The sequence below is a fragment of the Chryseobacterium luquanense genome, from assembly GCF_026460945.1.
Lineage (GTDB): Bacteria > Bacteroidota > Bacteroidia > Flavobacteriales > Weeksellaceae > Chryseobacterium > Chryseobacterium luquanense.
In genome coordinates this window covers 265619-292543 of the sequence record NZ_JAOVZV010000001.1, presented here as the reverse complement: position 1 = coordinate 292543, position 26925 = coordinate 265619, and the positions used below count along the sequence as shown (strand labels likewise).

Genomic DNA, 26925 nt, shown 5'->3' with positions numbered 1-26925 from the left:
ATTAAATTTGAATGATATGAAAAAAATATTTCCTGCATTATTTATATTCTTCGGAACATTTCTCTTTTCCCAGAATGTGAGTTTTGAAACTATTTTAAATGATAAAATAAGCATCAGAGCAATTGAATTATATGATAATAAAGTCTGGTACACCGGAACTGATTCTAAATTTGGTTTTGTAGATTTAAAAAATCCGAAAAACCAAAAACAGATTAAATTGGCTGAAAAGAAGTTGCAGTTTCGAACATTAGCACAAAATAAAGACGCTTTTTATGCTATTAATATTGAAAGTCCGGCTCATTTTTTTAGAATAGATAAAAAAGACCATTCAGTTCTAGATATCTATACAGATACTTTGAAAACTGCATTTTACGATGCATTAATTTTTGTAAATGACGAGCATGGGGTTACGTTCAGTGATCCTGCAAAAGATTTGAATCTGAAATTATCTTTTATAATGCCAAAATTAAATTCTGTTTTAGATTTCAATATACTGACCAAAAGAGAAGGGTTTAACAGCATAAAACTTAATCAAGGTGAAGCTGCTTTTGCAGCGAGTAACACGAATATTGCCCATCACGGTACTAATATCTGGATTGCAACAGGAGGTAAAAGTTCGAGAATTATTAAGATAGATTACACTACTTTAAAATCAAACATCTATAAAACCCCTTTTGTTCAAGGAGAATCTTCCCAAGGAATTTATTCAATAGATTTTTACAATGAAAAATTCGGGATTGCTGTTGGAGGAGATTACACGAAACAGGAAGCGAATATCAACAATATCGCAACAACGAATGACGGAGGGAAAACCTGGCAAATTCAGGCCTCCGGAAAAAATGCAGGTTATATGACTTGCGTGAAAATAAAACCCAATTCTAAAGGAAAAGAAATGATTGCAGTCGGCGATCAACATATTAGTTATTCGTCAGATTTTGGGAAAACCTGGAAAAAAATTTCAGATGAAAAAGGTTTTTATGTCTGTAAATGGATTGATAAAAGTACAGTGGTTTTTGCCGGAAAAGATAAAATTTCTTTAATTAAATTAAAATTTTAAATTCTTGACATAGACTTTATCTTTTTGAATTAAACATAATTAAGTATTCTTCAAATTACCTTTGACTAAAATTTTTACATGAAAAATTTAAAAATATTTTTTCTTTTACTGGTTCCCACATTATTCTATACTCAAAAAATAAGAGTTTTTATTTTAGCTGGACAATCAAATATGAATGGTTTCGGCTATAATAAAGACCTTCAGAATGATTCAAAAACGTTTAAAGATGTTTATATTTTTCAGGGAAATTCTGTTCCAGATGGAGATAAGAATGGAGGAATTGGAAAATGGGATGTTCTGAAGCCCGGAAACGGAACCGGTTTTAAAACCGATGGAAAAACAAATGCACTTTCAGATCGTTTTGGATTGGAAATGACTTTTGCCAAAAGAATGAAAGAACTTTTCCCAAATGATAAAATAGCGCTGATAAAATATGCCAGAGAAGGAACTTCAATTGATAGTTTAGCTGCAGCAAATTTTGGTTGTTGGGATTCTAATTTCAGTGGAAAAAATGGTTTAAATCAGTATGATAACTTCCTTAAAACCGTTAAAAATGCTTTTATCGAAAAAGATATCGACAAAAACGGAAAAGCTGACGAATTGGTAATGTCGGGAATTCTTTGGATGCAGGGTGAGGGTGATGCAAGTTACAATGAAGAAATTGCAAACAATTATTATGATCATTTAAAAATATTAATGAATCAAATGCGTGCTTCTGTTTTAACGGATGATTTGCCTGTTGTAATCGGAAAGATTTCAGATTCAGGGAAGAATGAAAAAGGAAAAGTCTGGCCAATGGGAGAGTTGGTGCAATACGCTCAGGAAAAATTTGTGAGAAATGATAAGAACGCAGCAATTATTCGTTCTACTCAAAAATATAATTATGGAAATGATCCATGGCATTATGACAGTGCAGGTTATATCGATTTGGGAAAACAATTTGCGGATGAAGTATTTAGACTCATTATAAATTTTGAAAAGAAAGACTAATATATTTCATAATCTCTAATTCAGAAGTTATGGTTAATTTTGCAGAATGAAATTCTTTTAGAATTCCATTTGACTTAGAAAATTTAAAGTATCCAATGAACTCGTTAATCGATAAATATAATATTCCCGGTCCGCGCTACACTTCGTATCCTACCGTTCCTTATTGGGACGAGTCTACTTTTTCTCCGGAAAAATGGAAATCGAGTGTCATTAAATCTTTTAATGAAAGCAATTCTGCAGAAGGAATTTCAATATATATTCACCTTCCGTTTTGTGAGGCTTTATGTACGTTTTGTGCATGTCATAAACGTATTACAAAACAGCACAGCGTAGAAATTCCTTATCTGGAAAGTGTTCTGAAAGAATGGATGCTTTACCTTAGATTATTTAGTGAAAAGCCTAAATTAAAGGAATTACACTTAGGAGGTGGAACTCCTACATTTTTTTCTCCGCAAAATTTAAAAACTTTACTTCAGGGAATTTTTGATACAGTTGAAATTGCCGATCATCCTGAATTTTCTTTTGAAGGACATCCTAATAATACAACAAGAGAACATCTTCAGACTTTGTTTGACCTTGGTTTCAGAAGAGCAAGTTTTGGGGTTCAGGATTACGATCCAAAAGTTCAGAAAGCAATTAATAGAATTCAGCCTTTTGAAAAAGTAAAAGAGGTGACTGAGCTTGCAAGAGAAATTGGTTATACAGGAATCAGTCATGATTTGGTTTTCGGACTTCCGCACCAACATTGGGATGCAATGGAATATACCATCAGAAAAACTTTGGAATTAAAACCAGACCGACTGGCTTTTTATTCTTATGCTCACGTTCCGTGGGTAAAAGGAGTGGGGCAGCGTGGTTTTGATGAAAATGATTTGCCAAGTGGAGAAGAAAAACGTCGTTTGTATGAAGACGGTAAAAAATTATTGCAAGATTTAGGTTACATCGAGGTTGGAATGGACCATTTTTCACTGGAACACGATGATTTATATCAATCTCTGATTCATAAAAAGCTTCATAGAAATTTTATGGGTTATACTTCGAGCAATACGCAGTTGATGGTCGGTTTGGGAATGTCATCAATTTCAGATTCATGGTATGCTTTTGCACAAAATGTAAAAACAGTTGAAGAATATCAGAAAATTGTTGAGACAGGCGAAATTCCTGTGGTAAAAGGTCATATTCTCAATGAAGAAGATTTATCAATAAGAAGACATATTTTAAATTTAATGTGTCAGTTGGAAACAACCTTTGAAAATAAATTTGCAATTCCTGAAATTGAAAATGCTTTTGAAATGTTGAAAGAAATGGAGCGTGATGAATTGGTTGAAATTAATCATAACCAAATCAAAATTACCGAAAAAGGTAGAGCTTTCACAAGAAACGTAGCCATGGTTTTTGATCTTAGAATGCTTAGAAACAAACCAGAAACCAGAATTTTCTCAATGACAATATAAAGAAAAGCGATTCAGTTTTGAATCGCTTTTCTTTACCTAAAGCCTAAAGCACAAAATTATTTAATAATTATTTTCTGGCTGTAAGATTTCAAATCTCCCGATTTAATATTAATATAATAAACTCCCGGAGTAATTCCTGTAATGTTGATGCTGTTTTCACTGTCAAATTTAGTTTCATCTAAAACTTTCCTGCCTTCAGTACTGATGATTTCGGCTGTACTTTGACTATCTCTTAAACCTTCTACGAAAATTCTTTCATGAGCAGGATTTGGGTAAATTCTGATTTCATTAAACAAATGATTATCCTGAACTTCCAAATTGGTTGTTGTAATTTTAAATATTTTACCATTGCTAACTGATGCGACGTAAAGATTTTTTAAATTATCTTCTCCAAAACTTGAAAAGTTGTTCCCAGCAAATGCTGTACTCCATGTAATTGCATTATTAGATTCCATTACTCCGATTTGTCTTGAGCAATAATCTGCGAAAAAATATTTCCCCTGCAAACTCGGATATTGTGTTCCTCTGTAAACATAACCTCCCGTAATTGAGCATTTTCCGCCAGAATGATCGTAAACTGCTACAGGAAAAGTCATCGTCGTTGAAGCTGCGCAACCTGAGGTATTGTAAGTGTTATTTCCCTCATAACATCTCCATCCGTAATTGATTCCGGCTTGAGTGATCGGCATTCTGTTGATTTCTTCAATTGCACCTTGTCCTACATCCGCAATCATTGCATTTCCTGTAGTAAGGTCAAAAGAAAATTTCCAGGCATTTCTTAATCCGTAAGACCAAACTTCATCAGCTCCGTCAATGCCAATAAATGGATTTCCAGCAGGAATATTGTAAGGCCCTGTTGAATTGATATCTATTCTTAACATTTTACCTAATAAAGAATTTTTATTTTGAGAGTTATTGTTCGGATCACCACCACTTCCTCCATCACCAGTTACAATCCATAAATTTCCGTCCGGTGCAAAATGAATGCTTCCACCATTATGATTGTCAAATGGTTTCGGAATATTTAAAATAATCTTCTCTGAATTGGGGTCAGCAACATTTGTGTTGGTTGTACTTACGCTATATCTCGCTACGACAATATTTCCTGCTGTATTGTTATAATAAACAAAAAAATAACCGTTTGTTGAGTATTGAGGATGAAAAGCAAGACCTAAGAGACCTCTTTCACCACCATACAGAACCTTGGTGCTTATATTTAAAAAATCGGCAGCATTTACGGTTCCATTTGATTGAATAATTTTGATGATTCCATTCTGTTGTACAACGAAAAGACGGTTGTCATTGGCGTTGGTGATTTCTACAGGACTTGTAAAGCCCGTTGCAAATTCTTCAAGATTAAAACTTTGAGAGTAAAAAATCAAAGAAGAAAAGATACTTAGAGAAAATAGTAGTTTTTTCATAATATTTTGAAATTAAAGGTGTTGTGAAGTTGAAATGAAAATTTCGTACCAATAGAATTTATATAAGTCTAAGAAATTTGAAATAAATGATTCTAGAAAAATTTAATCCTAAAAAATAAGCGCCAATATATCTGAAAATAAACCATTTCTGTTCTTAAAAATTCATAAAATATCAATAAAATCATTATATTTGCCGACTTAATTTAACGTAGTTATAATAAAATGCAAGGAAAAGGACTTATTACAATTGTTGCTATTGTACTAGGGTTAATTTGCTTAAACGAGCTATTACCAACCTGGTACGCAAGCAGAATTGAATCGCAAATCGAAGCTGCGAACGGAAACGAGAAAGAAATTCAAAGATTAAAAGAAGAAACTTTAAATCTTGGTTTTACAGAGCTTTCTTATGCTAAATCGAAAGATAAAGAAATGAAATTGGGTCTTGACCTTAAAGGGGGGATCAATGTTCTTTTGGAAATCAATCAGAGAGATTTGGTGAATGATTTAACCAATTATTCTACCAATCCTATTCTTATCGAGGCTTTAAACAAAACTGACGAGGTTCAGAAAAACTCTACAAAATCTTACATCGACAATTTCTTTGTTGAGTTTGATGCCGTAAACAAAGCAAAAGGTGCAAATCTTAAACTTGCAGATCCTGAAATTTTCGGAAACACAAACCTTTCTGAAATTAAATTCAATACAACTGATGAGCAGGTAAAAAGCATCATTAAGAAAAGAATTGATCTTTCTGTAGGTACAGCTTTCGAAGTTATCAGAACGAGAATTGACAAAATGGGTGCAGTGCAGCCAAATGTTCAGAGAGTTCCTGGTACAGCTAGAATTTCTGTGGAAATGCCGGGAATGAAAGATATCGATAAGGTAAAGAAAATGCTTCAGACTTCTGCTAAGCTTCAGTTTTGGGAAGTACAGCAGGTTCCGGAAGTAATTCCTTATTTTCAAACTTTAACAGCTACTGTTACAGCTAAAGGTGATTCTATGGGCGTGAAGAAAAATGTAAACTTCATGAACCTTCTTCAACTTGACAAATTGAAAACGAATGGTGTTGCAAGTGTAAAATTGACAGATACTGCTACAGTAAATAAAATTCTTAACAGTAAAATTGCTCAATCTTTACGTCCTGCAAACATTAAATATACCCAATTTATGTGGGGTTATAAGCCTGAGTCTACAGACGAAAAAAGCTTGGTTTTATATGCAACCAGAGGTAATATCAACCAAAAAGCTCCCGTAGACGGTGCGGTTGAAACTGCAAGTATTGGTTATGATGAATTGAGCAGAGTAATTGTAGATATGCAAATGGACTCTAAAGGTGCAAAAGACTGGAAAACGCTTACAGAGAAAAATGTAAACAAACCAGTTGCTGTAACTTTGGATAACAGAGTGTATACAGCGCCAAATGTTTCGGGAGTAATTCCTAACGGTAGAAGTCAAATCTCTGGTAACTTCTCTCAAGAAGAAGCTAAAGAATTGGTAGATGTTTTAGGAGCTGGTAAATTACCTGCAGGTGCAAAAGTTGTTCAGGCTACACAAGTAGGTCCGTCTTTAGGACAGGAATCTATTGATGCCGGAGTAATTTCATTTGCTATTGCATTCTTAATTATTATTGCATATATCATTTTCTATTACGGTGGAGCGGGAGTTTACGCTGTAATTGCAATGATCATCAACTTATTCTATATTTTCGGAATTATGGATTCCGGAGACTTTACATTGACTCTTCCTGGTATCGCAGGTATCGTACTTTCGATGGCAATGGCGGTAGATACCAATGTAATTATTTACGAAAGAACAAAAGAAGAATTATTTGCAGGTAAAGGTATTCTTGAAGCTTACAAAGATGGTTTCAAACATGCATTAAATGCGATTATTGATGGTCACTTAACAATGATTCTTACGGCAATCGTATTGTATTTCTTCGGAACAGGACCTATTAAAGGATTTGCATTAACTTTATTGATTGGTGCTGTAATGACATTATTTACTTCGATTCTACTTTCGAGAGTAATGATTTTCCACAGATTAAATAAAGGTAAAGGACTTTCAGTTTGGACTTCTCCAACGAAAAATCTTTTCAGAAATACTTGGATCGATTTTATCGGGAAAAGAAAATATTCTTACATCATTTCTGCTATTTTAACTGTTATTTCTATCGGATCTATTTTCGTTAATGGATTTAAATATGGTATTGACTTTACAGGAGGTAGAAATTACGTAGTAAGATTTGATAAAGCGGTAAATGCTGATGATGTAGAACACAAGCTTGTAAAAATGTTTACTACTGAAGACGGTAAAAACTCTTCTGTAGAAGCTAAAACTTTTGGAAACGATAAGCAATTAAAAATCTCTACAGATTACCTTATTGATGATGAATCTTTAAAAGCTGACCAGACTATTGAGCAGAAATTATTTGAAGGTTTAAAATCAGACTTACCATCAAATATTACTTTGGAAGAATTTAAATCTGCAGATACATCACACGCAGGAATTATCTCTTCTGAAAAAGTAGGACCTACAGTTGCAGATGATATTCAGACTCACGGTATTTTTGCAGTTGTTGCTGCTTTAGCAGGAATCTTTATCTATATTTTAGTAAGATTTAGAAAATGGCAGTTCTCTTTAGGAGCAGTTGCAGCATTATTCCACGATGCAATAATTATTTTAGGAGCGTATTCATTGCTTCACAAAATAATGCCTTTCAATATGGAAATCAACCAGGATTTCATCGCTGCAATTCTTACAGTATTGGGTTATTCAATAAACGATACCGTAATTATCTTCGATAGAATTAGAGAATATTTGAGAGAGAAAAAAGCTTTCACATTATCTGGATTATTCGATGATGCTATTTCAAGTACTTTAGGTAGAACGTTCAACACTACTTTTACTACTTTGCTTGTAATTCTTGCTATCTTCATCTTTGGTGGAGACAACTTGAGAGGATTTATGTTTGCATTGTTAATCGGTATCGGTTTCGGTGCTTATTCATCAATCTTTATTGCATCGGCAATTGCATACGATTTCCTTAAAACAGGAAAAGAAGAAGGGGTACATGGTAAATCTTCTGAAAATAAAGAAGTTCTTGCTTCAAAATAATTTAAACTACATTAAATAAGAAAAGAGTCTTTCAAATGAAAGGCTCTTTTTTATGTTTAAAATTCATTTTTTTAATTCTACAACTATCAACTAATAACCAACAACAATTCATCAATTTAGAACGATTATCTTTTCCTATTTTCTTACTTTTGCACCGAAATGGAAAAGTCAAAAAAGAAAGCAGCGATAGGTTTTATATTTGTAACGCTTTTAATAGATGTTATAGGTATAGGAATTATCATTCCTGTAATTCCCAAACTAATTGAAGAACTCATCCACGGAAGTGTGAATGAAGCTGCTAAATATGGGGGTTGGCTAGGCTTTGCTTATGCATTTACACAGTTTGTTTTTTCTCCTATTGTAGGAAATTTAAGTGATAAATATGGAAGAAGACCCATTATTTTAATATCACTTTTTGGTTTTGCTATTGATTATATATTTCTTGCTTTAGCACCAAGTATTGCACTTTTATTTGTTGGAAGAGTTATTGCGGGGATTACCGGAGCAAGTTTTACGACAGCCAGTGCATATATTGCAGACATTTCTACTGATAAAGATCGTGCGAAAAATTTCGGAATGATTGGTGCAGCTTTCGGATTGGGTTTTATTATTGGTCCTCTTTTGGGAGGCGGTCTAGGATATTTCGGACCTAGAGTTCCTTTTTATGCAGCTGCTGTTTTATGCTTACTGAATTTTCTTTATGGATATTTTATTCTTCCTGAAAGTTTAGATAAAGATAAAAGACGGGAATTCGACTGGAAACGCGCAAACCCGATTGGTTCATTTAAATTTCTTTTAAAACATCCCGAACTTTCAGGATTGGTACTGACTCTTTTTTTAATTTATATTGCAAGTCACGCTGTACAGACCGTATGGAATTATTTTACGATGAGTCAATTTGCTTGGGATGAACTTATGGTAGGGATTTCCTTAGGAGTTGTCGGTCTTTTGGTTGCTTTGGTTCAGGGAGTTTTAATACGGTATACAACTCCCAAATTAGGAGAACATAAAAGTATTTACATTGGTTTATCATTATATGCAGTAGGAATGTTGCTTTTTGCTTTCGCCACAGAAGGCTGGATGATGTTTGTTATTTTAGTTCCTTATTGTTTAGGTGGGATTTGTGGTCCTTCTCTGCAATCTGTGATTAGTAAAGGTGTTGCAGCAAATGAACAGGGCGAACTTCAAGGTGCTCTTACAGGTTTAATGAGTATTACATCTTGTATAGGTCCACTTTTGATGACGTATTTATTTTATCATTTCAGCGAAAAAAGTAATAGTTTTAGATTTCCCGGGGCTCCTTTCTTTTTGGCGTTTATCATGATGTCAATTAGCGTAGTGATTACGTATTACGCTTTCCAGAAAAAGAAATCTTAAAATTTATTTAAAATTAAATATATCCTGTTTTATATATACAATCTTTTGTAATTTAGCATCATGGAATTAAGCATTGGAGAAATGGCACTCATTGCCATTGCAATCGTAGTTTTATTCGGTCCGGATAAACTACCACAAATTGCTCGTGATCTTGGAGCAGGAGTGAGAAAAATGCGTGGAGCAGTAGACGATATCAAATCGGAAATCATGAAAGAAACAGATAATCCTGTTTCTGAAATTAAACGTGAGATTGAAAAGGTAAAAGATGCTGCAAAAGATTTCAATCCGATGAAAAATATCGAAGAGAACATTCTTAAAGAACAATCATCAACTACTCCGGAGGTTCCAAAAGTAAAACCTGCAGATGATGAAACTTACGAAGGACCGGTAAGCCGATAATCATGGAGGAAATTATTCAGGAAGATAAAAATCTGTTTCTTTATCTCAACAATTTAGGCGATACCGCTTTTGATCCTTTTTGGACGATGATTTCAGAAAAGTGGATATGGATTCCGCTTTATGTGATTTTCTTATATTTTCTTTATAAAAATTTTAAATTAAAATCTTTGCTTTATATTCTGTTGTTTGTTGCAATAGGAATTACGGTTTCAGACCAGATTTCAGGGATTTTCAAATATGGCGTTGCAAGACTAAGACCGTGTCATGATCCTACCATTAACGGTGCAATGCGTATTGTAGATTGTGGTGGATCATTTGGTTTTTATTCTGCTCACGCTTCAAACGTCTTTTTTTTAGCGAGTTACCTTACTTTTTTATTGAAAGATAAGCTTAAATGGTTTCCTTATGCTATATTTGTTTGGGCTGCAGTTGTATCTTACAGCCGTATATATTTAGGAGTACATTTCCCGATAGATATTTTGGTAGGGGCGTTTGTTGGAACTTTATTGGGAGGGCTTTTTGCCATGCTCGCAAAAAAAGTAATTAACAAACAAACTATAAATTTATGAGAAAACATCTATTCATTCTTAGCTTAGCTTTTACATCATTCGGTTTTTTGTCTGCTCAAGACAAAAAAACTGCTGAAGAATGTTTCAAAAAAGCTGATTACAAATGCGCCGAAGAACAATATTCAAAATTGGTATTGACAGAGCATATTCAGAAATATCAGTCGGAATATTATATCAGTTTAGGAACTGCGCAGAAACGATTAGGTAAAACTGCTGCGGCTTTCAAATCTTATGAATCTGCTTTAAAATCAAACCCTAAATCTATCGCAGTTTACGATAATCTTGCAACTTTACACAACCAAAAAGGAAATCGCGCTAAAGCTTTAGAATACGCAAATACAGGTGTAAAACTCGAGCCTGAAAATGCCGAAATTTATCTTATTCGTTCTAAAATTTATAATAATTTAGGCAAAAAAGATCTGGCAATGGCAGATTTAAAGCAAATCTTAACCTTCGCACCAGATAATATTTTTGCAAGAACAGGTTTAGCTACTTTAAAAAAGAATAACGGAGATTTGGAAGGCGCATTAAAAGATTACAATCAAATGCTTTCCGAAAAACCTGAATCTTTATTGTACAACGGAAGAGCCGATATTTATCTGAAAATGAAAAAATCAAAAGAGGCTTTAGCAGACATTAATAAAGCGATTTCCATTGATCCTAAATTTTCTCAGTCTTATGTTACAAAAGCAACAGTTTTATTTGAATCTGCAAAAGATAAAGAAGCTTGTGCGAATTTAGATAAAGCAATCGCATTAGGTCATGAAAAAGCTTTACTGACCGAATTTAATGCAAAGTGTTTAAAAAAGTAAAAGTAGTTTTAATTTAAAAAAAATAGAATCTTTATATTCATAAATGTCATTGTAAAAGATGGCATTTTTATTTAATTGTCAACAAATCAAAAATTCATGTTAAATATAGTTCTTGTAGAGCCTGAAATTCCAAACAATACCGGAAATATCGGTAGATTATGCGTCGGGACTGAAAGCAGATTACATCTCATTCATCCATTGGGATTTTTAATTGATGATAAAAATTTGAAACGTTCAGGTTTAGATTATTGGGTTCATCTTGACGTTACAGAATATGAAAATGTCGATGAATGGATGAAAGAGATTCCAGATTTGTCAAGAGTTTTTTTAATGAGTTCACATGCCGAAAAATCTTATCTGGAAACTGATTTTCAGGATGGAGACTGGTTGGTTTTTGGGAAAGAAAGTAAAGGTTTAAGTCAAGATGTTTTAGCCCTTTTTGAAAATCATTTAACAATTCCGATGTCAAAATTGATTAGGAGTTTTAATATTGCCAATTCTGTGGCTTTTGTTGTTGGTGAGGCTAAAAGACAAATTGGGCTGAAAGGTTAATTTACAGATAAAGAATTTTTGATTATTAAAATCTGTTAAATAAAATTAAATTTTAATGATTATCGAATACCTTTCGTATATTTGAAAATAATCACTACTTAAAGATTTATTTTAAATTATGAAAACACTTTCCAGATTTGTTTTATCAGCAACTTTTGTAATGGCTTTAGGAATTACTAATATTGCTTTTGCTCAGGAAACTAAAAATGATCTTGCAATAAATACCAATTCCTTATTAGGAAATACAGTTAAAAGACATGAAGCATCTCCTGAATTAAAATCGTCAACTTTGATTTTAATTGACAAAGTTGAAAGCTCACTAAGTGATCTTAAAGAATTAAAAGGAGATCATGTAAAAAACGTAAAAGTTCTTTTAAATGATTCTGTAAAAAAGAAGTACAAAGAAAAAGGGATCAAAGAGCTTATTTCAGTTACAACAAAATAATTAATCGTTATGATACGGTTTTCCCTGTAAAATTTGATCAGCTCTGTAAAGTTGTTCTACGATAAAAAGCCGGATCATCTGATGCGTAAATGTCATTTTAGATAATGACATTTTTTCGTTGGCTCTGCTGTAAATTTCATCTGAAAAACCGTACGCTCCACCAATCAGGATATGAACTTTTTTTACAGAAGAATTCATCCAAAAATCTATTTTTGTCGAAAATTCCCGGCTTGTAAACTGTTTTCCTTTTTCATCAAGAAGAATCACCAGATCATTTTTATCAATTTGGTTTAAAAACAATTTTGCCTCTTCTTTTTTTAGAAGATCTGAAGAAAGATTTTTGGCATTTTTCACATCTGGAATTTCTGTAATCTCAAAATTCCAGTGTTTTGGAAGTCGGGTAAGATAATAACTGATCAAAGAGGTAATTTCTTTGTCATCTGTCTTCCCAATACAAACTAAACTGATTCGCATTTCTTATATTTGCTGAGCACAAATATACTTTATGGCTATAAAAATTCCTAAGTTTATATTAAAAATTCAAGATTTTCTAGATGATATTCATCTTCCGGTACTTGGAATATCGCTTTGGCAGATGTTTCAGATCTATTTTGCAGGTATTTTTAAAGATAAAATAGGCAGAAAAGCAGCAGCCATTTCGTGGAGTTTTACTTTGAGTCTGTTTCCTTTTTTACTGTTTTTACTTTCCGTAATTCCTTATATGCCGCATTATGATAAGCTTCAATTCTATATTTTTGAAGTTTTAATGCACAATATTTTTCCTTCCAATATAGAAGGTGATGTACGAAGTTATATCCAGGATAATATTATTCCTAATATGAAAGGTATAAGCAATCTCACGATACTGATAGCGCTGATTTTTGCAACAAATGGTACTTTTTCTCTCATCAATGGTTTTAATGAAAATTCAAAAGAAAAACTGACGGATGTAAAAGAATTTATTCTTTCGTTTTTTATCACAATCGGTTTCGTAAGTATTATATTTTTAGCACTTTTCGGGGTGTATTATACTGAAGTTGTTTTAAAGGATTTCTCACCGGGATATAATCTTTCTTGGATTGTAAGAAACTTATCTAAAATTATCGGTTTTTTTTCCTTTCCGTTCTTTTATTTTATCTTGTTAGCATTGTTTTATTGGTTAGGAACAGTGAAAATCATCAGATTCAGACAGGCAATTCCGGGTGCTATTTTAACCACAGTTTTGTTTGTGGTTACGACTTATTTCTTTGCTTTATATGTGAAAAATATTGCACGTTACAATGTGCTTTATGGCTCAATCGGAAGTATGATTTTATTAATGGTTTGGGTAAATGTGAATGTTTATCTTCTTCTTTTTGGAAACGAATTGAATATGGCATTGCGTAAATTAAGAATAGAAAAATTGCTTTCAGACGAAATAAAAAGAGATGCGAAAAACTATAAAACCGAAATTTCTGAGCCAGATCTTGAAAGTGATGATGAGCACAGAAGACCTTATACTGACAAAAAAACTAAATGAATAGGAATATTATAAAAGCTACTTTAATTTTTGCAGTTTTGATTGGATTACAATCTTGTGATGGAGTAGTTGACAGGATTTATGAAAACAGTACCGAACAAAACAGTTTCTCACAGTATCAAGGAAAATATACAGGAACTTATATAGGAGATAATAATGGAAGTTTAGTGATTATTGTGAGTGAAAAAGGTTCTGTAGAAATTACAAGAACTTCACTCAATTCAAGTGAAACTTACACTACTGGATTGGTAAATGCAGCTTTTAATACAATTAATAAAGCTCCATCTGGTTTTTATTTAATCGGAAGTCTGAATTCTCAAGTGGGAACCTGGGAAATGAATGGTTTAAAAGGAAATTGGACTGTCAAAAAAAATTAATCTTCTTCAATTTCTATTTTCTTCGAACTTAAATTTAAAACTAAATATCCCGAAATTGCCGCAATCACGGAAGCAATCAAGATCGAAAACTTCGCTTCATCCTGAAAATCGATTTCATTTTTAAATGAAAGTAAAGCGATAAATATTGACATTGTAAATCCGATTCCTGCTAAAAGTCCGACTCCGATCATTTGATTCCATGAAGAATTTTGAGGCAGAGAGCTTATCTTTAATTTTATAGCAATTAAGGAGAATAGGTTGATTCCAATGAGTTTTCCAAAAACAAGTCCGCCAATAATTCCTAAACCTAAACTGCTGAACAATCCATCAATCATATTACTGTTGAACGCAATATTGGTATTTGTTAAAGCAAAAATTGGCATAATTAAAAAGCTTACCGGAAAATGAAGCGAATGTTCTAATTTTTCTAAAGGAGAAATTCTTTTTTCAGATTTATTTGTTGGAATTGTAAAAGCTAATAAAACTCCAGCAATGGTTGCATGAATTCCTGAATGATGCAGAAAATACCATAAAAATAATCCCGGAATAAGATAAAAAATCAGCTTTTTTACTTTCAAAAAATTTAATATAAATAAAATGGTAACAATTCCAAAAGACAGTAAAAGATACATCCAGTGAATTTGCTCAGTATAAAAAATGGCAATGACCAAAATTGCTCCTAAGTCATCCACAATTGCCAAAGCTGCCAGGAAAATTTTGAGTGAAGCAGGAACTTTTTTACCCAACATTGAAATAATCGCTAAAGAAAAAGCAATATCTGTCGCCATCGGAATTCCCCAACCGTTGCTGTAATCCGTTCCGGAATTAAATGCGCTGTAAATTAATGCAGGAATCAACATTCCGCCAATTGCCGCAAAGATTGGAAGTGATGCATTTTTGAAAGATGATAGTTCGCCTTCTACAAGTTCTCTTTTGATTTCCAACCCTACCAAAAGGAAGAAAATTGCCATTAAACCATCATTAATCCAAATACTTACAGGATATTTTAAATGTATATCTTCAAAACCAATCTGAAAATTTAAAAATTCCTGAAAGTTATTTCCTAATGATGAATTTGCAATAATTAAAGCAAAAGCAACACAGAAAATCAATAAAATTCCTGATGACTGACTGCTCTGAAAAAACTTTTTAAAATACTTCGACAGCTTCATTTCTCAATTTTAAATACGTCTGATTCTTGAAATTCCGTCGATGGCTTTTAATTTTTTAAATGTTTCTTCAAGCTGACCTTTATGTTTTACTTCCAAATTGATATTTCCCGTGAAAATACCGTCGTTAGATTCTATCGACATACTTTTCATATCCATTCCCATTGCACCACTGATAACGGTAGTAATATCGTTAATCATTCCCATTCTGTCAAGACCTTCAATCTCAATTTTAATACGGTTTTTGAAGCTTTCTTCATTCACCCATTTTGCTGGAATTACACGATAATCATATTGTGCACGAAGATTGATCGCATTCGGACAATTGTCACTGTGAACTTTTATTCCTTCTGAAATCGTGATGAAACCAAAAATTTTATCTCCGGGAATTACTGTACAGCATTTTGCATAACTATAATTCAGCTTTTCTTCATCTTTCCCGAAAACAATCATGTCGAGATTGATTTCCTTAGGCTCTTCGTAATGTTGGTTTTTATTAGGACTTCTTTTAAACCTTGAAAGTAAATTATTAAATACATTTTTACTTTCAATATATTTTCTTAAACTACTTGCGTCCAGTTCATTAGTTTGGAATTTTAAAAATAATTCCTGTGAAGTTTTAAGGTTGAAAAATTTCTGAAGTTTATTGATTTCTTCATCGTTAAAATTGATTTTTGCATGACGAAGTTTTCTCTGTAAAATCTCTTTTCCTTCTTCTACAAAAGAATTTTTTTCTGAATTTAAATAACTCTTAATCTTAGATTTTGCCTTTGAAGTCGCCACAAAATCAAGCCAGTCAAATTTAGGTTTTTGATTTTGAGAAGAGAGAATATCTACCTGATCTCCGTTTTGAAGAATATATGAAATAGGGACCAATTTCCCGTTGATTTTTGCACCTAAACATTTCATTCCTAAATCTGTATGGACAGAAAAAGCGAAATCTAAAGCTGTGGAATTGGTTGGAAGAATTTTAATTTCACCTTTTGGAGTAAATACAAAAACTTCTTTCGAATATAAATTAAGTTTAATATTATCTAAAAGCTCAGAAGTCGAAAGATTCTGTTGTTGTTCAAGAACATCACGGATTTCTGTCACCCATTTTTCAAAATTTCTGTCGTCATTGCTTTGTTTGTAGCCTTCTTTATATTTGTAATGAGCAGCAACACCTTTTTCGGCAATGTCATCCATTCTTTCAGAACGAATTTGTACTTCAATCCATTTTCGATCTGGGCCAAGAACTGTTAAATGTAAACTTTCATATCCTGTAGATCGTGGTTGTGTAATCCAGTCACGCATTCTCGAAGGATTACTGTGATAAACATCTGTTACGATTGAATATATTTTCCAGGCAAGAAACTTTTCATTCTTAGCATCTGATTTATAGATGATTCGGATGGCGTAATTATCAAAAACTTCCTCAAAAGAAACGCCTTGTTTAAGCATTTTTCTGTAAATAGAGGAAATTGCTTTTGCACGACCTTTAATACTTGTATTTAAGCCTTCATCCTTTAATCTTTCAGAAACCTCTTTTGTAAACTCATCAATGTAGCGGATTCTGTTGTCTTTCGCTAATTCAAGTTTTTCTGTAATTTCATTATAAACATCGGGATTATTGTACTTTAAAGATAAATCTTCAAGCTCAGATTTAATATTGTACAATCCCAATCTATGAGCCATTGGAGCGTAAATATAGACCGTTTCAGAAGCAATTTTCTTCTGTTTATCCGGCGCCATACTGTCCAAAGTTCGCATATTGTGAAGTCGGTCTGCAATTTTAATCAGAATTACTCGGAAATCTTCAGAAAGAGTGAGTAATAATTTTCTATAGTTCTCAGATTGTACAGAAATATTTTGGTGATTCATTATGGAAATCTTCGTCAAACTGTTGACAATTCCCGCAATTCTTTCCCCAAAAATTTTCTTTAAATCTTCATAAGTATAATCTGAATCTTCGATTACATCATGCAAAAGCGCACAGGCAATAGAAGTTGCTCCCAAACCAATCTCCTTTGCTATGATTTTTGCAACAGCAATAGGATGATAAATATAAGGCTCGCCCGATTTTCTTCTCTGATCTTTATGTGCATCAAGAGCAATATCAAAAGCCTTTCGGATGAGTTTATTATTCTCTTCATCCAAAGTTCTATAGGTGTTAGAAATCAGGTCTTTGTACCTCGCTAAGATTTCTTTATTTTCTTGTTCTAAGTCGTAACTCATCTGTGTAAAAGGCTTTATTTGAACGAAAATACGAAAAATATAATGATTTGTCTATTCTAAAAACTAAAAATCCGCAGAAAGAAAATCTGCGGATTGGGGTTATAAGTTTTTATTTTGTCTTAAGCTTTCACTTCAGAGTTCATTCCGTCATGTTGAACTTTAATTTTAACATCCGGACTGCTGTGAATTTCGGCTTTGCTTCGCGCATCAATCAATTTTTTTAGATTGCTGTAGGAAGCCTGATCAATGCTCATGTTTTCGAATAGATAAGTTTTATGTACATGGTTTTCAGAAAATATGTGCCTCAACTTATCGGTCATATCTCTGTTTTTTATCTCTACACTCGCCAAGTATTGGGAGTTATGATGATCGTCACTAAGATATACAATATACTCAGAATCTAAGAATCCTAAATCCTCAATTTCTTTTTCAAGTTTTTTGTAATCACTGTTTGGTCCAAATAATCCTGCTAAAATGCTTGACATAGTAATTTGTTTTATATTGGTTATCTAAAGATAGAAATATTTTTGAAATAATTAATAAAAATTCAATAAAATTTTAAATATTTTATTTTATCTATAATAAATTAATAAAAATTAAGATATTATCTATTTTTATAGAAGTTGCTTTAATCTATTTTCTTCCATTTTTCGGTCTTAGCTATTTTTTCGACCTTTTCATAAAAATTCATTAACCACAAATTTCTCTTTCCATTATAATCGTAAATTTTTTTTGATTTTCCATTATCGAAAATGATTTCGGTTGCCACAAAAAAATCATCGCTTGAAAATGGATATCTTTCATTTATTTTTATGAAATTAACTTCATTAAGACCGTTTGCCAGCTTCTGAAAATCCAAATAGCCGTCGCCTGAAAAATTCCCCTTTAAATTTTTAAAGCGGTCGGAATGTAGAATTAGAGAATCTTTCGTTAATATTAATTGGTATATTCTTATGGGTGGATAATGTTCATTTTTAGTGAAAATTATTTTTTCGATCTTATGTTTTTTACTTTTAGAATAATACTCCATCAATTCATTGTTTTTAATCATTAAAGTATCAACATCAAATATTTTCGTTGGACTATCAAAGTCTGTGTGATAGCGAATCATTTTAATTAATGGTTGATTTTTATATTGGACTATTTTTGCTGCAACAATTTGATAAATATTGCCTTTTCCGGGATTCAGAAGTGTGTAACCTTTATCTCCGCTTAATAAAACTGCTGTATGATAATTATCTTTTGCGATATAACTTTTACAATGTCATTACGTTTTAAAGATTTTTTGTACGCAAGATTGACCAGATAGTCTTTTTTACCGTCGTTATTAAAATCAACTTCATAGATTGATTTAAAGTTTTCGTCATTAAGAATTTTTTTTAAAGTTTTTATTGAATCTACGAAGTCGTTACCTGTAAAAAAGTCTTCCTTTAGATTCAGATTTTCGTAATTAATGTTTGAATGTATTATTTCCAAAATTTCTTTTTCATTCAAACCTTTTTTTCCGCAGGATTGCAAAAGAAGAATTCCGATTAATAAATAGATTAGTTTCATCAAATAAGTTTTTAATTAAAAAGCCTGTTTAAAAATTAAACAGGCTCTAAATTATTTGAATATAATTAAATTCTTTCATTTTTAATTTCCTCCACAATTTCAGGATTAAGAAGGGTAGAAGTATCTCCGAAATTAGAGAAGTCACCTTCCGCAATTTTTCTTAGAATTCTACGCATAATCTTACCGGAACGTGTTTTCGGCAACCCGGAAACAAACTGAATTTTATCAAGCTTTGCAATCGGACCGATCTGATCTGAAATCAACTGATTGATTTCTTTTTTCAGGTTTTCTTTCTGACGGCCGGCGCCACTGTCTTTTAAAATTACGAAACCATACAAAGCACTTCCTTTGATATCATGCGGGAAGCCTACAATCGCAGATTCTGCCACTGCAGGATGTTCGTTAATGCTGTCTTCGATAGGTGCTGTACCTAAATTATGTCCTGACACAATCACTACATCATCTACACGACCTGTAATTCTGTAATAACCTACTTCATCTCTCAAAGCACCGTCACCCGTGAAATATTTCCCCGGAAATGCTGAGAAATAAGTTTCTTTATACCTTTGATGATCGCCCCAAATCGTTCTCGCAATTCCAGGCCAAGGAAAACGGATACAGAGATTTCCTGTCACCTGATTTCCTGTAATTTCATTGCGTTTGTCATCCATCAAAACCGGTTGAATTCCCGGTAACGGAAGTGTTGCATAAGTCGGTTTCGTCGGCGTAACAAATGGGATAGGAGAGATCATAATTCCGCCGGTTTCTGTTTGCCACCACGTATCGACAATCGGACATTTTTTTCTTCCTACGTGATCGTTAAACCAATGCCATGCTTCATCATTAATCGGTTCACCAACAGATCCGATCACTCTTAATGAGCTTAAATCATGTTTGTCAACCCACTCAGCGCTTTCTTTTGCCAAAGAACGGATGGCGGTTGGAGCAGTGTAAAATTGAGTGACTTTATGTTTTTCAATCACTTCCCAGAATCTGTCAGGCTCAGGGTACGTAGGAACTCCTTCGAAAATGACGGTGGTTGCCCCATTTAAAAGCGGTCCGTACAAAATGTAAGAGTGTCCCGTAATCCAGCCGATATCTGCAGTACACCAATAGATGTCATTTTCCTGATAATTGAAAACATTTTTAAATGTATATGCCGAATAAACCATATAACCAGCCGAAGTATGAAGCATTCCTTTTGGTTTTCCTGTAGAACCTGAAGTGTACAGAATAAACAGAGGATCTTCAGCATCCATAATGATTGTTACGAAATCGGCAGAAGCTTTTTCGTACAGGTCAGCCATCCAGAAATCTCTACCTTCCTTCATTTTTATTTCGTTGTTGGTTCTTTTGACCACCAAAGCTTTTTCTACAGTAGGACATTTTTCCAAAGCTTCGTCGATTATTGATTTTAAATCTAAAACTTTATTGCCTCTGTAACTTCCGTCTGAAGTGATCAGCATTTTTGCGCCGCAGTCATTCACTCTCGAAACTACTGCCGAAGCTGAAAATCCGGCGAAAATAACTGAATGTACAGCTCCGATTTTCGCACAGGCCAACATCGTAACCGCCAGCTCAGGAATCATCGGAAGGTAGATGCAGACTCTGTCGCCCTTCTCGATGCCCATGTCTTTTAGAACATTGGCTGTTTTGTTGACTCTTTCATACAGTTCGTTGTAGGAAATATGCTGAGCTTCTTCTTTCGGATCGTTCGGCTCCCAGATGATGGCTGTTTTTTCGCCACGTACGGAAAGATGTCTGTCGAGGCAGTTTTTAGTGATATTTAATTTAGCATCTTTAAACCATGTGATTTTTGCCTCATTCATATCATATTTTACCACTTTGCTCCATCTTTGGTACCATACAAAATTTTGGTCAGCCACTTTATCCCAGAATTTTTTCGGGTTTTTGATTGATTTTTTGTACTCTTCAAAGTAGTGCGGTAAATCTTCTATCACGTAATTTCTCATACTTTTTCTTTTTAGAATTATTTATTATTTTAATTTTTTATTTAAATTGTTTTGTAGAGTTTTAATTTGAACACGAAGGTCACAGAGTTTTTTTAAATTAATGCTTCTTTAAGTCTCACAGAGCCGTTTCAATATACAAGACTGTATTTTCTTTATTTAACTGTCAACAATTTTATCTAATTGAAATTCCATAATTGGTAACAATCTATCCTTTATTGATGTTTCTATTTGTCCAATTTTTGTAAACCCAAAGCTTTCATAAAATTTCTTTGCATTTGGGTCGGCGTCAAGAATTATTCCTGATTTTTTGCTCTGTTTTATTTTTAAGATGAAATCATTCATTAATATTTTACCAAATCCTTTACCAATATTTTCTGGTGAAACAAAAAGATTATCCAGCCTCACGCTGTTATTTTCAATTTCGAAATAAGAATAATAAGCAACAGCGGATTGGTTGATAACTAATTTATAAACTTCATTGCTTTGGATATATTCTGAAGTGATGGTTAGCAAATCTGACCACTCATCAATTTGTTTATCGGAATATCCCCAGTAAGCTTTTGATCTTTTTGTAATCTCAGTTAAAATCTTGTCTTCATCGGAATTTGCTTTGATAATTTCTGTCATCACACTTAATTTTATGAATTTCTGTATTGCAGAATCTTCTCCTTTAATTCCTCAATAATCATTTCATCATCAATCGTCGACGGAATCTGAAATTCTTTACCGTCAATAATGGTTCTGATCAGTTTTCTTAAAATTTTTCCTGAACGGGTTTTTGGAAGTCTTTTTATGATCATTACAGACTTGAGAAACGCAACTGCTCCGATTTTTTCTCTTACATTTTTAATGATTTCTTTTTCAACATCCTCTTCAGAAATTTCGGAACCGTTTTTTAAAACAACTGTTGCAAAAGGAACCTGTCCACGCAAATCATCATCAATTCCCACTACGGCGCATTCCGCGACATCTGGATGCGAGGAAACAATTTCTTCCATTTCAGAAGTTGAAAGTCGGTGGCCTGCAACGTTGATGACATCGTCCACTCTTCCTGTGATGAAAATATAGCCGTCTTCATCTTTAATGGCACCGTCTCCTGAAAAATAATAACCGTTGTACTGAGATAAATAACTTTTCTTAAAACGCTCGTAATCATTCCAAATTCCCAGCATTGCACCGGGCGGAAGCGGCAGTTTGATAACTAAATATCCTTCTTTATGCTCATCCAATTCATATCCATTTTCATCAAAAATTTTAATATTGTATCCTGGAATCGGTTTTCCCGCGGAAGCTCTTTTAATTTTATATTTATTATCAAAAGTGAGTAAGCCTAACATCGGCGAGCCGGATTCTGTCTGCCACCAATGGTCTATGGCGGGAACACCGATGTGCTTTTCAAACCAATCCAAAGTTGCAACATCGCATCTTTCGCCTGCCAAAAACTGTTTTTTGAAATGGCTTAAATCATATTTCTTCACTAATTCACCATTCGGATCTTCTTTTTTAATCGCCCTGATAGCTGTAGGAGCCGTGAACATTGCGGAAACTTTATATTCTGAAATTAATCTCCAAAAAGTTCCTGCGTCAGGAGTCATAATTGGTTTTCCTTCGAAAATAATCGTGGTGTTTCTGTTGATTAAAGGTCCGTAAACGCTGTAACTGTGTCCGACAGCCCAACCAAAATCGGAAGCCGCCCAAAATGTTTCACCCTGTTCAATTCCATAAATATATTTCATTGAAAATTTCAAAGCAGTTGCGTAACCACCGGTATCTCTTGTGATGCCTTTTGGTTTTCCGGTAGTTCCCGAAGTGTATAATAAATAAAGCGGATGATTCGATTCTACAGAAACACAATCTGCAGGCTCTGATTTTGAAACCAATTCTTCATAATCAATGATGCCTTCAAACATTTCATCCTGATTGTTGATTAATCTTCTGTTAAAAACAATGATGTTTTCGACTTTATCCTGCGCCAGTTCTATTGCTTTTTCAACCAATGGCAAATAGGGAATTCTTTTGGCAATTTCAATTCCCGCGGTGGCAGTAATCAACGCTTTTGGTTTGCAGTCATCGATTCTAACGACCAGTTCGTGCGGTGCAAAACCTCCGAAAACCACATTGTGAATCACGCCGATTCTTGCACAGGCCAACATCGCAAAAAGCGTCTGAGGAATCATCGGCATATAAATGACTGCGGTATCGCCTTTTTTTAAGCCTAAAGAAACCAATCCGCCAGCTAATTTTGAAATTTCTTTTTTAGCCTGATTAAAGGTGTATTTTAATTTCTGATTGGTAACGGGAGAATCGTAGATAATCGCTGTTTCTTCTCCAAAACCGTCTTCAATATGTTTGTCGATGCAGAGATAAGACATGTTGAGTTTTCCGTCCGCAAACCATTGGGTGTAATCATTTCCGTCCTTGGAAATAATCTGATTTGGAAATTCAAACCACGAAATTTCCTGAGCCTGTTCTTTCCAGAACTGCTCTCTGTTTTCTATGCTTTGTTTAAATAAATTATCTGTGTTCATAATTTGTTGTTTTTAAAACACGAATTGCACGAATTTTTTCACGAATTGCACTAAATCATTTGCGCAATTTTATTTATGATATTCGTGTTTAAGCAGTAAGCAATTCCTCAATCTGAGAAATCAGTTTTTTAATCGAGTACGGTTTTGTTACGTACGCGTCAGCTCCCATTTCCAGGCCTTTTTCAATATCTTTTGGATTGTTTTTGGCACTGAGGAACAGAACTTTTGTATTGTTTAAATTTTCATTCTTTTTAATTTCTTCCAGAGTGCTGTAGCCATCAAGATTGGGCATCATAATGTCGAGTAAAATCACATCTGGAACAATGGTTTTTAAAAACTCCAAAACCTCTGTTCCGTCTCTGGCGATAAAAACTTCGTACCCAATTTTCCGGAAACTGTATTCCAGAGACATTAATATTTTGTGTTCGTCGTCGGCGATTAAGATCTTTTTCATTTTTGTACTTCGTTAGGGTTCAACTTCATGGTCTTTTATATTGTTTTTCGGCAGGGTGATGGTAAACGTCACACCCAATCCGCTGTTTTCTGCTTTTATGGTTCCGTTATGGGCTTCGATGATTCTTTTTGAAATTGCCAGTCCAAGGCCGCTTCCGGTAGGTTTGATAATGTTTTGATTTTTAGACTGATAAAATTTATCGAAAATCATTTCCAGATCTTCTTCGGGAATATTTTTCCCCGTATTGAAAATTTTAATGATCAAATTATCGTCTTTTTCTGAAAGTTTCGTCTGTATAATTCCCTGTTCATCGGTGAATTTCAAAGCATTTCCTAAAATATTCTGAAACAACTGGATAAATCTCGCTTCATCATATTGAAATTGATAATGCTTTAATAAATCAACTTCGCTGACATGAATGAATTTCTGCTGAATCAAATGTAGGATAGGATTTAAAGCTTTTTTATAGGTTTCGATAATGTTATTTTCCTGAATATTTAAAGCAATTTCTCCATGTTGAAGCTTGTCCAGATAAAGAATATCATTAATAATTTCGCTCAAACGGTCAGACTCTGTGATGATGTTGTTTAAAAATTCTTTTTTAATATCTAAAGGAATATCATCGTCATCAGCCAAAATTTCTCCAGCCGAACGGATTGCTGTGATCGGTGTTCTCAATTCATGTGCAACAGAATCCAGGAAATCATCCTTCTGACGGTCTTTTACGATGAGATTTTCATTGGCGGCACTGAGGTCGTTGGAAAGCTGTTTGAGCTCTTCAGATTTCTCGGTCAGTTTTTTATTTAGCGTGATATTCTCTTTTGATTCTTCCAAAATATTTAAAACTTCCTTCAAAGAAATTTTATCTTCCTTGGTTACCCCTTCAATCAGAATTTTTGCCGAAGCCGTCCCGATTCTTCCTGCCAAAAGGTTTTCAGAAAATTTAATAAATCTTGAATCGGCGGTTTCGGTTTGCGAATCAATATTGTATTTAATATTGAAGATCCGCATTGCCTGTTCGGTTTTCTTTTTACCTAAAAAACGTTCCAGAATATTTTGAATATCAGAAACATAAGCAGTTCCACGCCAAATGAAGGCGTTTTCGTGATTTTGAATATATTTATCGATATCAACATACAATTCGGCAAAATTTCTTTCACGGTAATTTCCTTTCATACTTACGGAAAGTATCGTAAATAGGGCAGTGTTTACTAAAATCGACCAAAAGAAAATTTCAGGAATTCGGGTTAAAAAAGAAATGTCAAAAAACTGAAAAGCATTATACAAATCTCTTAAAACTCCTTTCAGTTCAGAATTATAAGAAAAATAATATTGTGGAATAATCAATCCGAAGTAACAGATAATTAATCCAGCCAAAAGTCCAGCCACCGCGCCGTGATAACTACCTCTTCTCCAGAATATTGCTCCAAAAAATGCAGGTGCTAATTGTGCAATGATTACAAAGGAAATCAATCCGACAGAATCTAAAGAGGTTTTTAAAATAAAATATTTATAAAAAGCAAAAGCTACGATAATCAACCCGAAAATTGAGAATTTACGGATGTTCGTAATGTTTCTTGTATTTTGAATTTCATTTTCAGCTTTAAATTTTCCAAGTAAACCATAAGGAATAATTAAATTGTTTGAAAGCATAATAGACAGAGTGATCGCTGAGATAATAATCATTGAAATACATGAACTCAAACCTCCCAAAAACACCAAAACCGTAATCAAAGTATTGTCAAAATGTTGCGGAATGAGAATAGAGTAGAACTCAGGATTGACGTTTTGTCCATTGAAAATCAATCTTCCGCCCCAGGCAATCGGGAAGATGAAAATCGTGAATATTAAAAGGTAAAGAGGGAAAAACCAAATTGCAGTTTTGATGTGCTTTTCCTGTCTGTTTTCAACGATTGCGGTGTGAAACTGTCTAGGTAAAATACAGATTGCTGTTCCGGAAATCATACAGAGAACCATCCAGTTCATCGCACCTTCAATTCCGTTAAATGTATTTTTTGCTTTAAAATCAGGAAATTTGCTGGCTTTTTGATACAGGTCTGAAAATCCGTCGAATGCATAATAGATAACGAATAATCCCAAAATAATAATAAAGAATAATTTCAGGAAACTTTCCAGGGCAATGGCAGAAATAATTCCCAAACGCTTTTCTGAGGCATCAACATACTTTGTTCCGTAATATGATGAGAAAACTGCGATTAGTATAACAACAAAAGTTCCGCTGTCCGTTAAAATATTTTGAGAAAATTTAGTTTCTGTCACCAAATGAAAAGTTTCGGAAATTGCTTTGATCTGCAATCCAATGTATGGAATAATCGCAAAGAGACAGACCAGAGTGATGATTGCACTGAAACTACGGCTGTTTCCATATCTTAATGAAATGAAATCTGCCAAACTGCTGATTTTATTGACTCTCGAAATGCGGACAATCCGAGTATTAATGTAAATCCAGGCCGGAACTACCATGATCGGACCAATGTAAATCGGTAAATAATTGAGTCCGCTGGTAGCCGCCACGCCGATACTTCCATAATACGTCCATGCGGTGCAGTACACAGCAAGCGACAGTGCATAAATGTAAGGGTTATTGATCCAGATCTTACTCTTTTTCTTCTCTGCCAAATGAGCAACTAAGAACAAAAGTGCGAGGTAGATAAGGACAGCGATAAATAATGCGAAACTACTCATCATATTTTTTTACGATTACAAAAGAAATAATGATGGAAATCATCCAGACTGCGAAGAAATAAACAAGAATCATCGGATATCCAAAAACTTCCCTTTCACTGTTGAAGAGCAATGAAATAGGAATGCTGAACGCAATCAAAAGACCTACGCTCAGAATAATCAGTTTTTGCTCGTGACGCTTTTTCATAAGTGATTATTGATGAATGATAATTGATTGGTACGGATGTTTAAAGTT

At 33.6% G+C, this 26925-nt stretch carries 25 protein-coding genes; 12 read left to right on the top strand and 13 right to left on the bottom strand.

The window, feature by feature from the left end:
• The first annotated feature begins 16 nt into the window (after positions 1 to 16).
• The 3 genes from OEA66_RS01420 (at position 17) to hemN (ending at position 3501) form a co-directional block, all read left to right on the top strand.
• Positions 17 to 1057, top strand: a complete 1041-nt coding sequence (locus OEA66_RS01420) for a WD40/YVTN/BNR-like repeat-containing protein (protein ID WP_267279672.1) — start codon at positions 17 to 19, stop codon at positions 1055 to 1057.
• Between the two features lie 78 nt (positions 1058 to 1135).
• The gene (locus tag OEA66_RS01415) at positions 1136 to 2047 is read left to right on the top strand and encodes a sialate O-acetylesterase (protein WP_267279671.1); all 912 of its coding nucleotides are present in this window, start codon (positions 1136 to 1138) and stop codon (positions 2045 to 2047) included.
• Positions 2048 to 2142: 95 nt separating this feature from the next.
• Positions 2143 to 3501 carry an oxygen-independent coproporphyrinogen III oxidase gene (gene hemN, locus OEA66_RS01410; RefSeq protein ID WP_267279670.1) on the top strand — a complete coding sequence of 453 codons (1359 nt, stop codon included), beginning with the start codon at positions 2143 to 2145 and terminating at the stop codon, positions 3499 to 3501.
• A 56-nt stretch (positions 3502 to 3557) separates the two neighbouring features.
• On the opposite strand, the gene OEA66_RS01405 is transcribed toward hemN, so the two are convergent.
• A complete protein-coding gene (locus OEA66_RS01405; protein ID WP_267279669.1) occupies positions 3558 to 4922 on the bottom strand; it encodes a PQQ-dependent sugar dehydrogenase in 1365 nt (454 codons plus the stop codon).
• A 222-nt stretch (positions 4923 to 5144) separates the two neighbouring features.
• Here OEA66_RS01405 and secD point away from each other — a divergent pair, with 222 nt between their 5' ends.
• From secD to OEA66_RS01370, 7 genes are all read left to right on the top strand, one after another.
• Complete coding sequence (gene secD / locus OEA66_RS01400) at positions 5145 to 8039, top strand: protein translocase subunit SecD (RefSeq protein WP_267279668.1); 2895 nt, start codon at positions 5145 to 5147, stop codon at positions 8037 to 8039.
• A 159-nt stretch (positions 8040 to 8198) separates the two neighbouring features.
• Positions 8199 to 9416 (top strand): TCR/Tet family MFS transporter, encoded by a 1218-nt coding sequence (locus OEA66_RS01395; RefSeq protein WP_267279667.1) that lies wholly within the window; start codon positions 8199 to 8201, stop codon positions 9414 to 9416.
• A gap of 60 nt (positions 9417 to 9476) precedes the next feature.
• Positions 9477 to 9815: a Sec-independent protein translocase subunit TatA/TatB gene (locus OEA66_RS01390; RefSeq protein ID WP_267279666.1), complete on the top strand. Its 339-nt coding sequence runs from the start codon at positions 9477 to 9479 to the stop codon at positions 9813 to 9815.
• A 2-nt stretch (positions 9816 to 9817) separates the two neighbouring features.
• On the top strand, positions 9818 to 10384 hold the full coding sequence (locus OEA66_RS01385; protein WP_267279665.1) for a phosphatase PAP2 family protein: 567 nt from the start codon (positions 9818 to 9820) through the stop codon (positions 10382 to 10384).
• Positions 10381 to 11196, top strand: a complete 816-nt coding sequence (locus OEA66_RS01380; protein WP_267279664.1) for a tetratricopeptide repeat protein — start codon at positions 10381 to 10383, stop codon at positions 11194 to 11196. The genes OEA66_RS01385 and OEA66_RS01380 overlap by 4 nt, the downstream gene beginning before the upstream one ends.
• A 96-nt stretch (positions 11197 to 11292) precedes the next feature.
• The gene (locus OEA66_RS01375) at positions 11293 to 11748 is read left to right on the top strand and encodes a tRNA (cytidine(34)-2'-O)-methyltransferase (RefSeq protein WP_267279663.1); all 456 of its coding nucleotides are present in this window, start codon (positions 11293 to 11295) and stop codon (positions 11746 to 11748) included.
• 118 nt (positions 11749 to 11866) lie between these two features.
• The gene (locus tag OEA66_RS01370; protein WP_267279662.1) at positions 11867 to 12193 is read left to right on the top strand and encodes a hypothetical protein; all 327 of its coding nucleotides are present in this window, start codon (positions 11867 to 11869) and stop codon (positions 12191 to 12193) included.
• Here OEA66_RS01370 and OEA66_RS01365 read toward each other — a convergent pair whose 3' ends face one another.
• Positions 12194 to 12667, bottom strand: coding sequence for a 23S rRNA (pseudouridine(1915)-N(3))-methyltransferase RlmH (locus OEA66_RS01365; protein ID WP_267279661.1), 474 nt, complete (start codon positions 12665 to 12667; stop codon positions 12194 to 12196).
• 31 nt (positions 12668 to 12698) lie between these two features.
• On the opposite strand from OEA66_RS01365, the gene OEA66_RS01360 reads away from it, so the two are divergent.
• Both OEA66_RS01360 and OEA66_RS01355 read left to right on the top strand, forming a co-directional pair.
• Positions 12699 to 13712: a YihY/virulence factor BrkB family protein gene (locus tag OEA66_RS01360; protein WP_267279660.1), complete on the top strand. Its 1014-nt coding sequence runs from the start codon at positions 12699 to 12701 to the stop codon at positions 13710 to 13712.
• Positions 13709 to 14089: a hypothetical protein gene (locus OEA66_RS01355; protein ID WP_267279659.1), complete on the top strand. Its 381-nt coding sequence runs from the start codon at positions 13709 to 13711 to the stop codon at positions 14087 to 14089. The genes OEA66_RS01360 and OEA66_RS01355 overlap by 4 nt, the downstream gene beginning before the upstream one ends.
• Here the strand turns inward: OEA66_RS01355 and nhaA are convergent.
• The 11 genes from nhaA to OEA66_RS01300 all read right to left on the bottom strand — a co-directional run bounded on the left by nhaA (position 14086) and on the right by OEA66_RS01300 (position 26877).
• Positions 14086 to 15261, bottom strand: coding sequence for a Na+/H+ antiporter NhaA (gene nhaA / locus OEA66_RS01350; RefSeq protein ID WP_267279658.1), 1176 nt, complete (start codon positions 15259 to 15261; stop codon positions 14086 to 14088). The genes OEA66_RS01355 and nhaA overlap by 4 nt on opposite strands.
• A gap of 9 nt (positions 15262 to 15270) precedes the next feature.
• A complete protein-coding gene (locus tag OEA66_RS01345) occupies positions 15271 to 17475 on the bottom strand; it encodes a RelA/SpoT family protein (protein WP_267279657.1) in 2205 nt (734 codons plus the stop codon).
• Positions 17476 to 17594: 119 nt separating this feature from the next.
• Positions 17595 to 17960 (bottom strand): hypothetical protein, encoded by a 366-nt coding sequence (locus tag OEA66_RS01340; RefSeq protein ID WP_267279656.1) that lies wholly within the window; start codon positions 17958 to 17960, stop codon positions 17595 to 17597.
• Between the two features lie 143 nt (positions 17961 to 18103).
• Entirely contained in the window at positions 18104 to 18586 is a 483-nt protein-coding gene (locus OEA66_RS01335; protein ID WP_267279655.1) for a hypothetical protein, read from the bottom strand.
• A 101-nt stretch (positions 18587 to 18687) separates the two neighbouring features.
• The gene (locus OEA66_RS01330; RefSeq protein WP_267279654.1) at positions 18688 to 19029 is read right to left on the bottom strand and encodes a hypothetical protein; all 342 of its coding nucleotides are present in this window, start codon (positions 19027 to 19029) and stop codon (positions 18688 to 18690) included.
• A 65-nt stretch (positions 19030 to 19094) separates the two neighbouring features.
• Positions 19095 to 21002 (bottom strand): acetate--CoA ligase, encoded by a 1908-nt coding sequence (gene acs / locus OEA66_RS01325; RefSeq protein ID WP_267279653.1) that lies wholly within the window; start codon positions 21000 to 21002, stop codon positions 19095 to 19097.
• Positions 21003 to 21158: 156 nt separating this feature from the next.
• Entirely contained in the window at positions 21159 to 21629 is a 471-nt protein-coding gene (locus OEA66_RS01320) for a GNAT family N-acetyltransferase (RefSeq protein WP_267279652.1), read from the bottom strand.
• Positions 21630 to 21640: 11 nt separating this feature from the next.
• Positions 21641 to 23530 (bottom strand): AMP-binding protein, encoded by a 1890-nt coding sequence (locus tag OEA66_RS01315; RefSeq protein WP_267279651.1) that lies wholly within the window; start codon positions 23528 to 23530, stop codon positions 21641 to 21643.
• 88 nt (positions 23531 to 23618) lie between these two features.
• On the bottom strand, positions 23619 to 23984 hold the full coding sequence (locus OEA66_RS01310; RefSeq protein ID WP_267279650.1) for a response regulator transcription factor: 366 nt from the start codon (positions 23982 to 23984) through the stop codon (positions 23619 to 23621).
• A gap of 12 nt (positions 23985 to 23996) precedes the next feature.
• Positions 23997 to 26690 (bottom strand): ATP-binding protein, encoded by a 2694-nt coding sequence (locus OEA66_RS01305; RefSeq protein ID WP_267280067.1) that lies wholly within the window; start codon positions 26688 to 26690, stop codon positions 23997 to 23999.
• Positions 26683 to 26877: a hypothetical protein gene (locus OEA66_RS01300; protein ID WP_047442934.1), complete on the bottom strand. Its 195-nt coding sequence runs from the start codon at positions 26875 to 26877 to the stop codon at positions 26683 to 26685. Before OEA66_RS01300 ends, OEA66_RS01305 begins: the two co-directional genes overlap by 8 nt.
• Between the last annotated feature and the right edge of the window lie 48 nt (positions 26878 to 26925).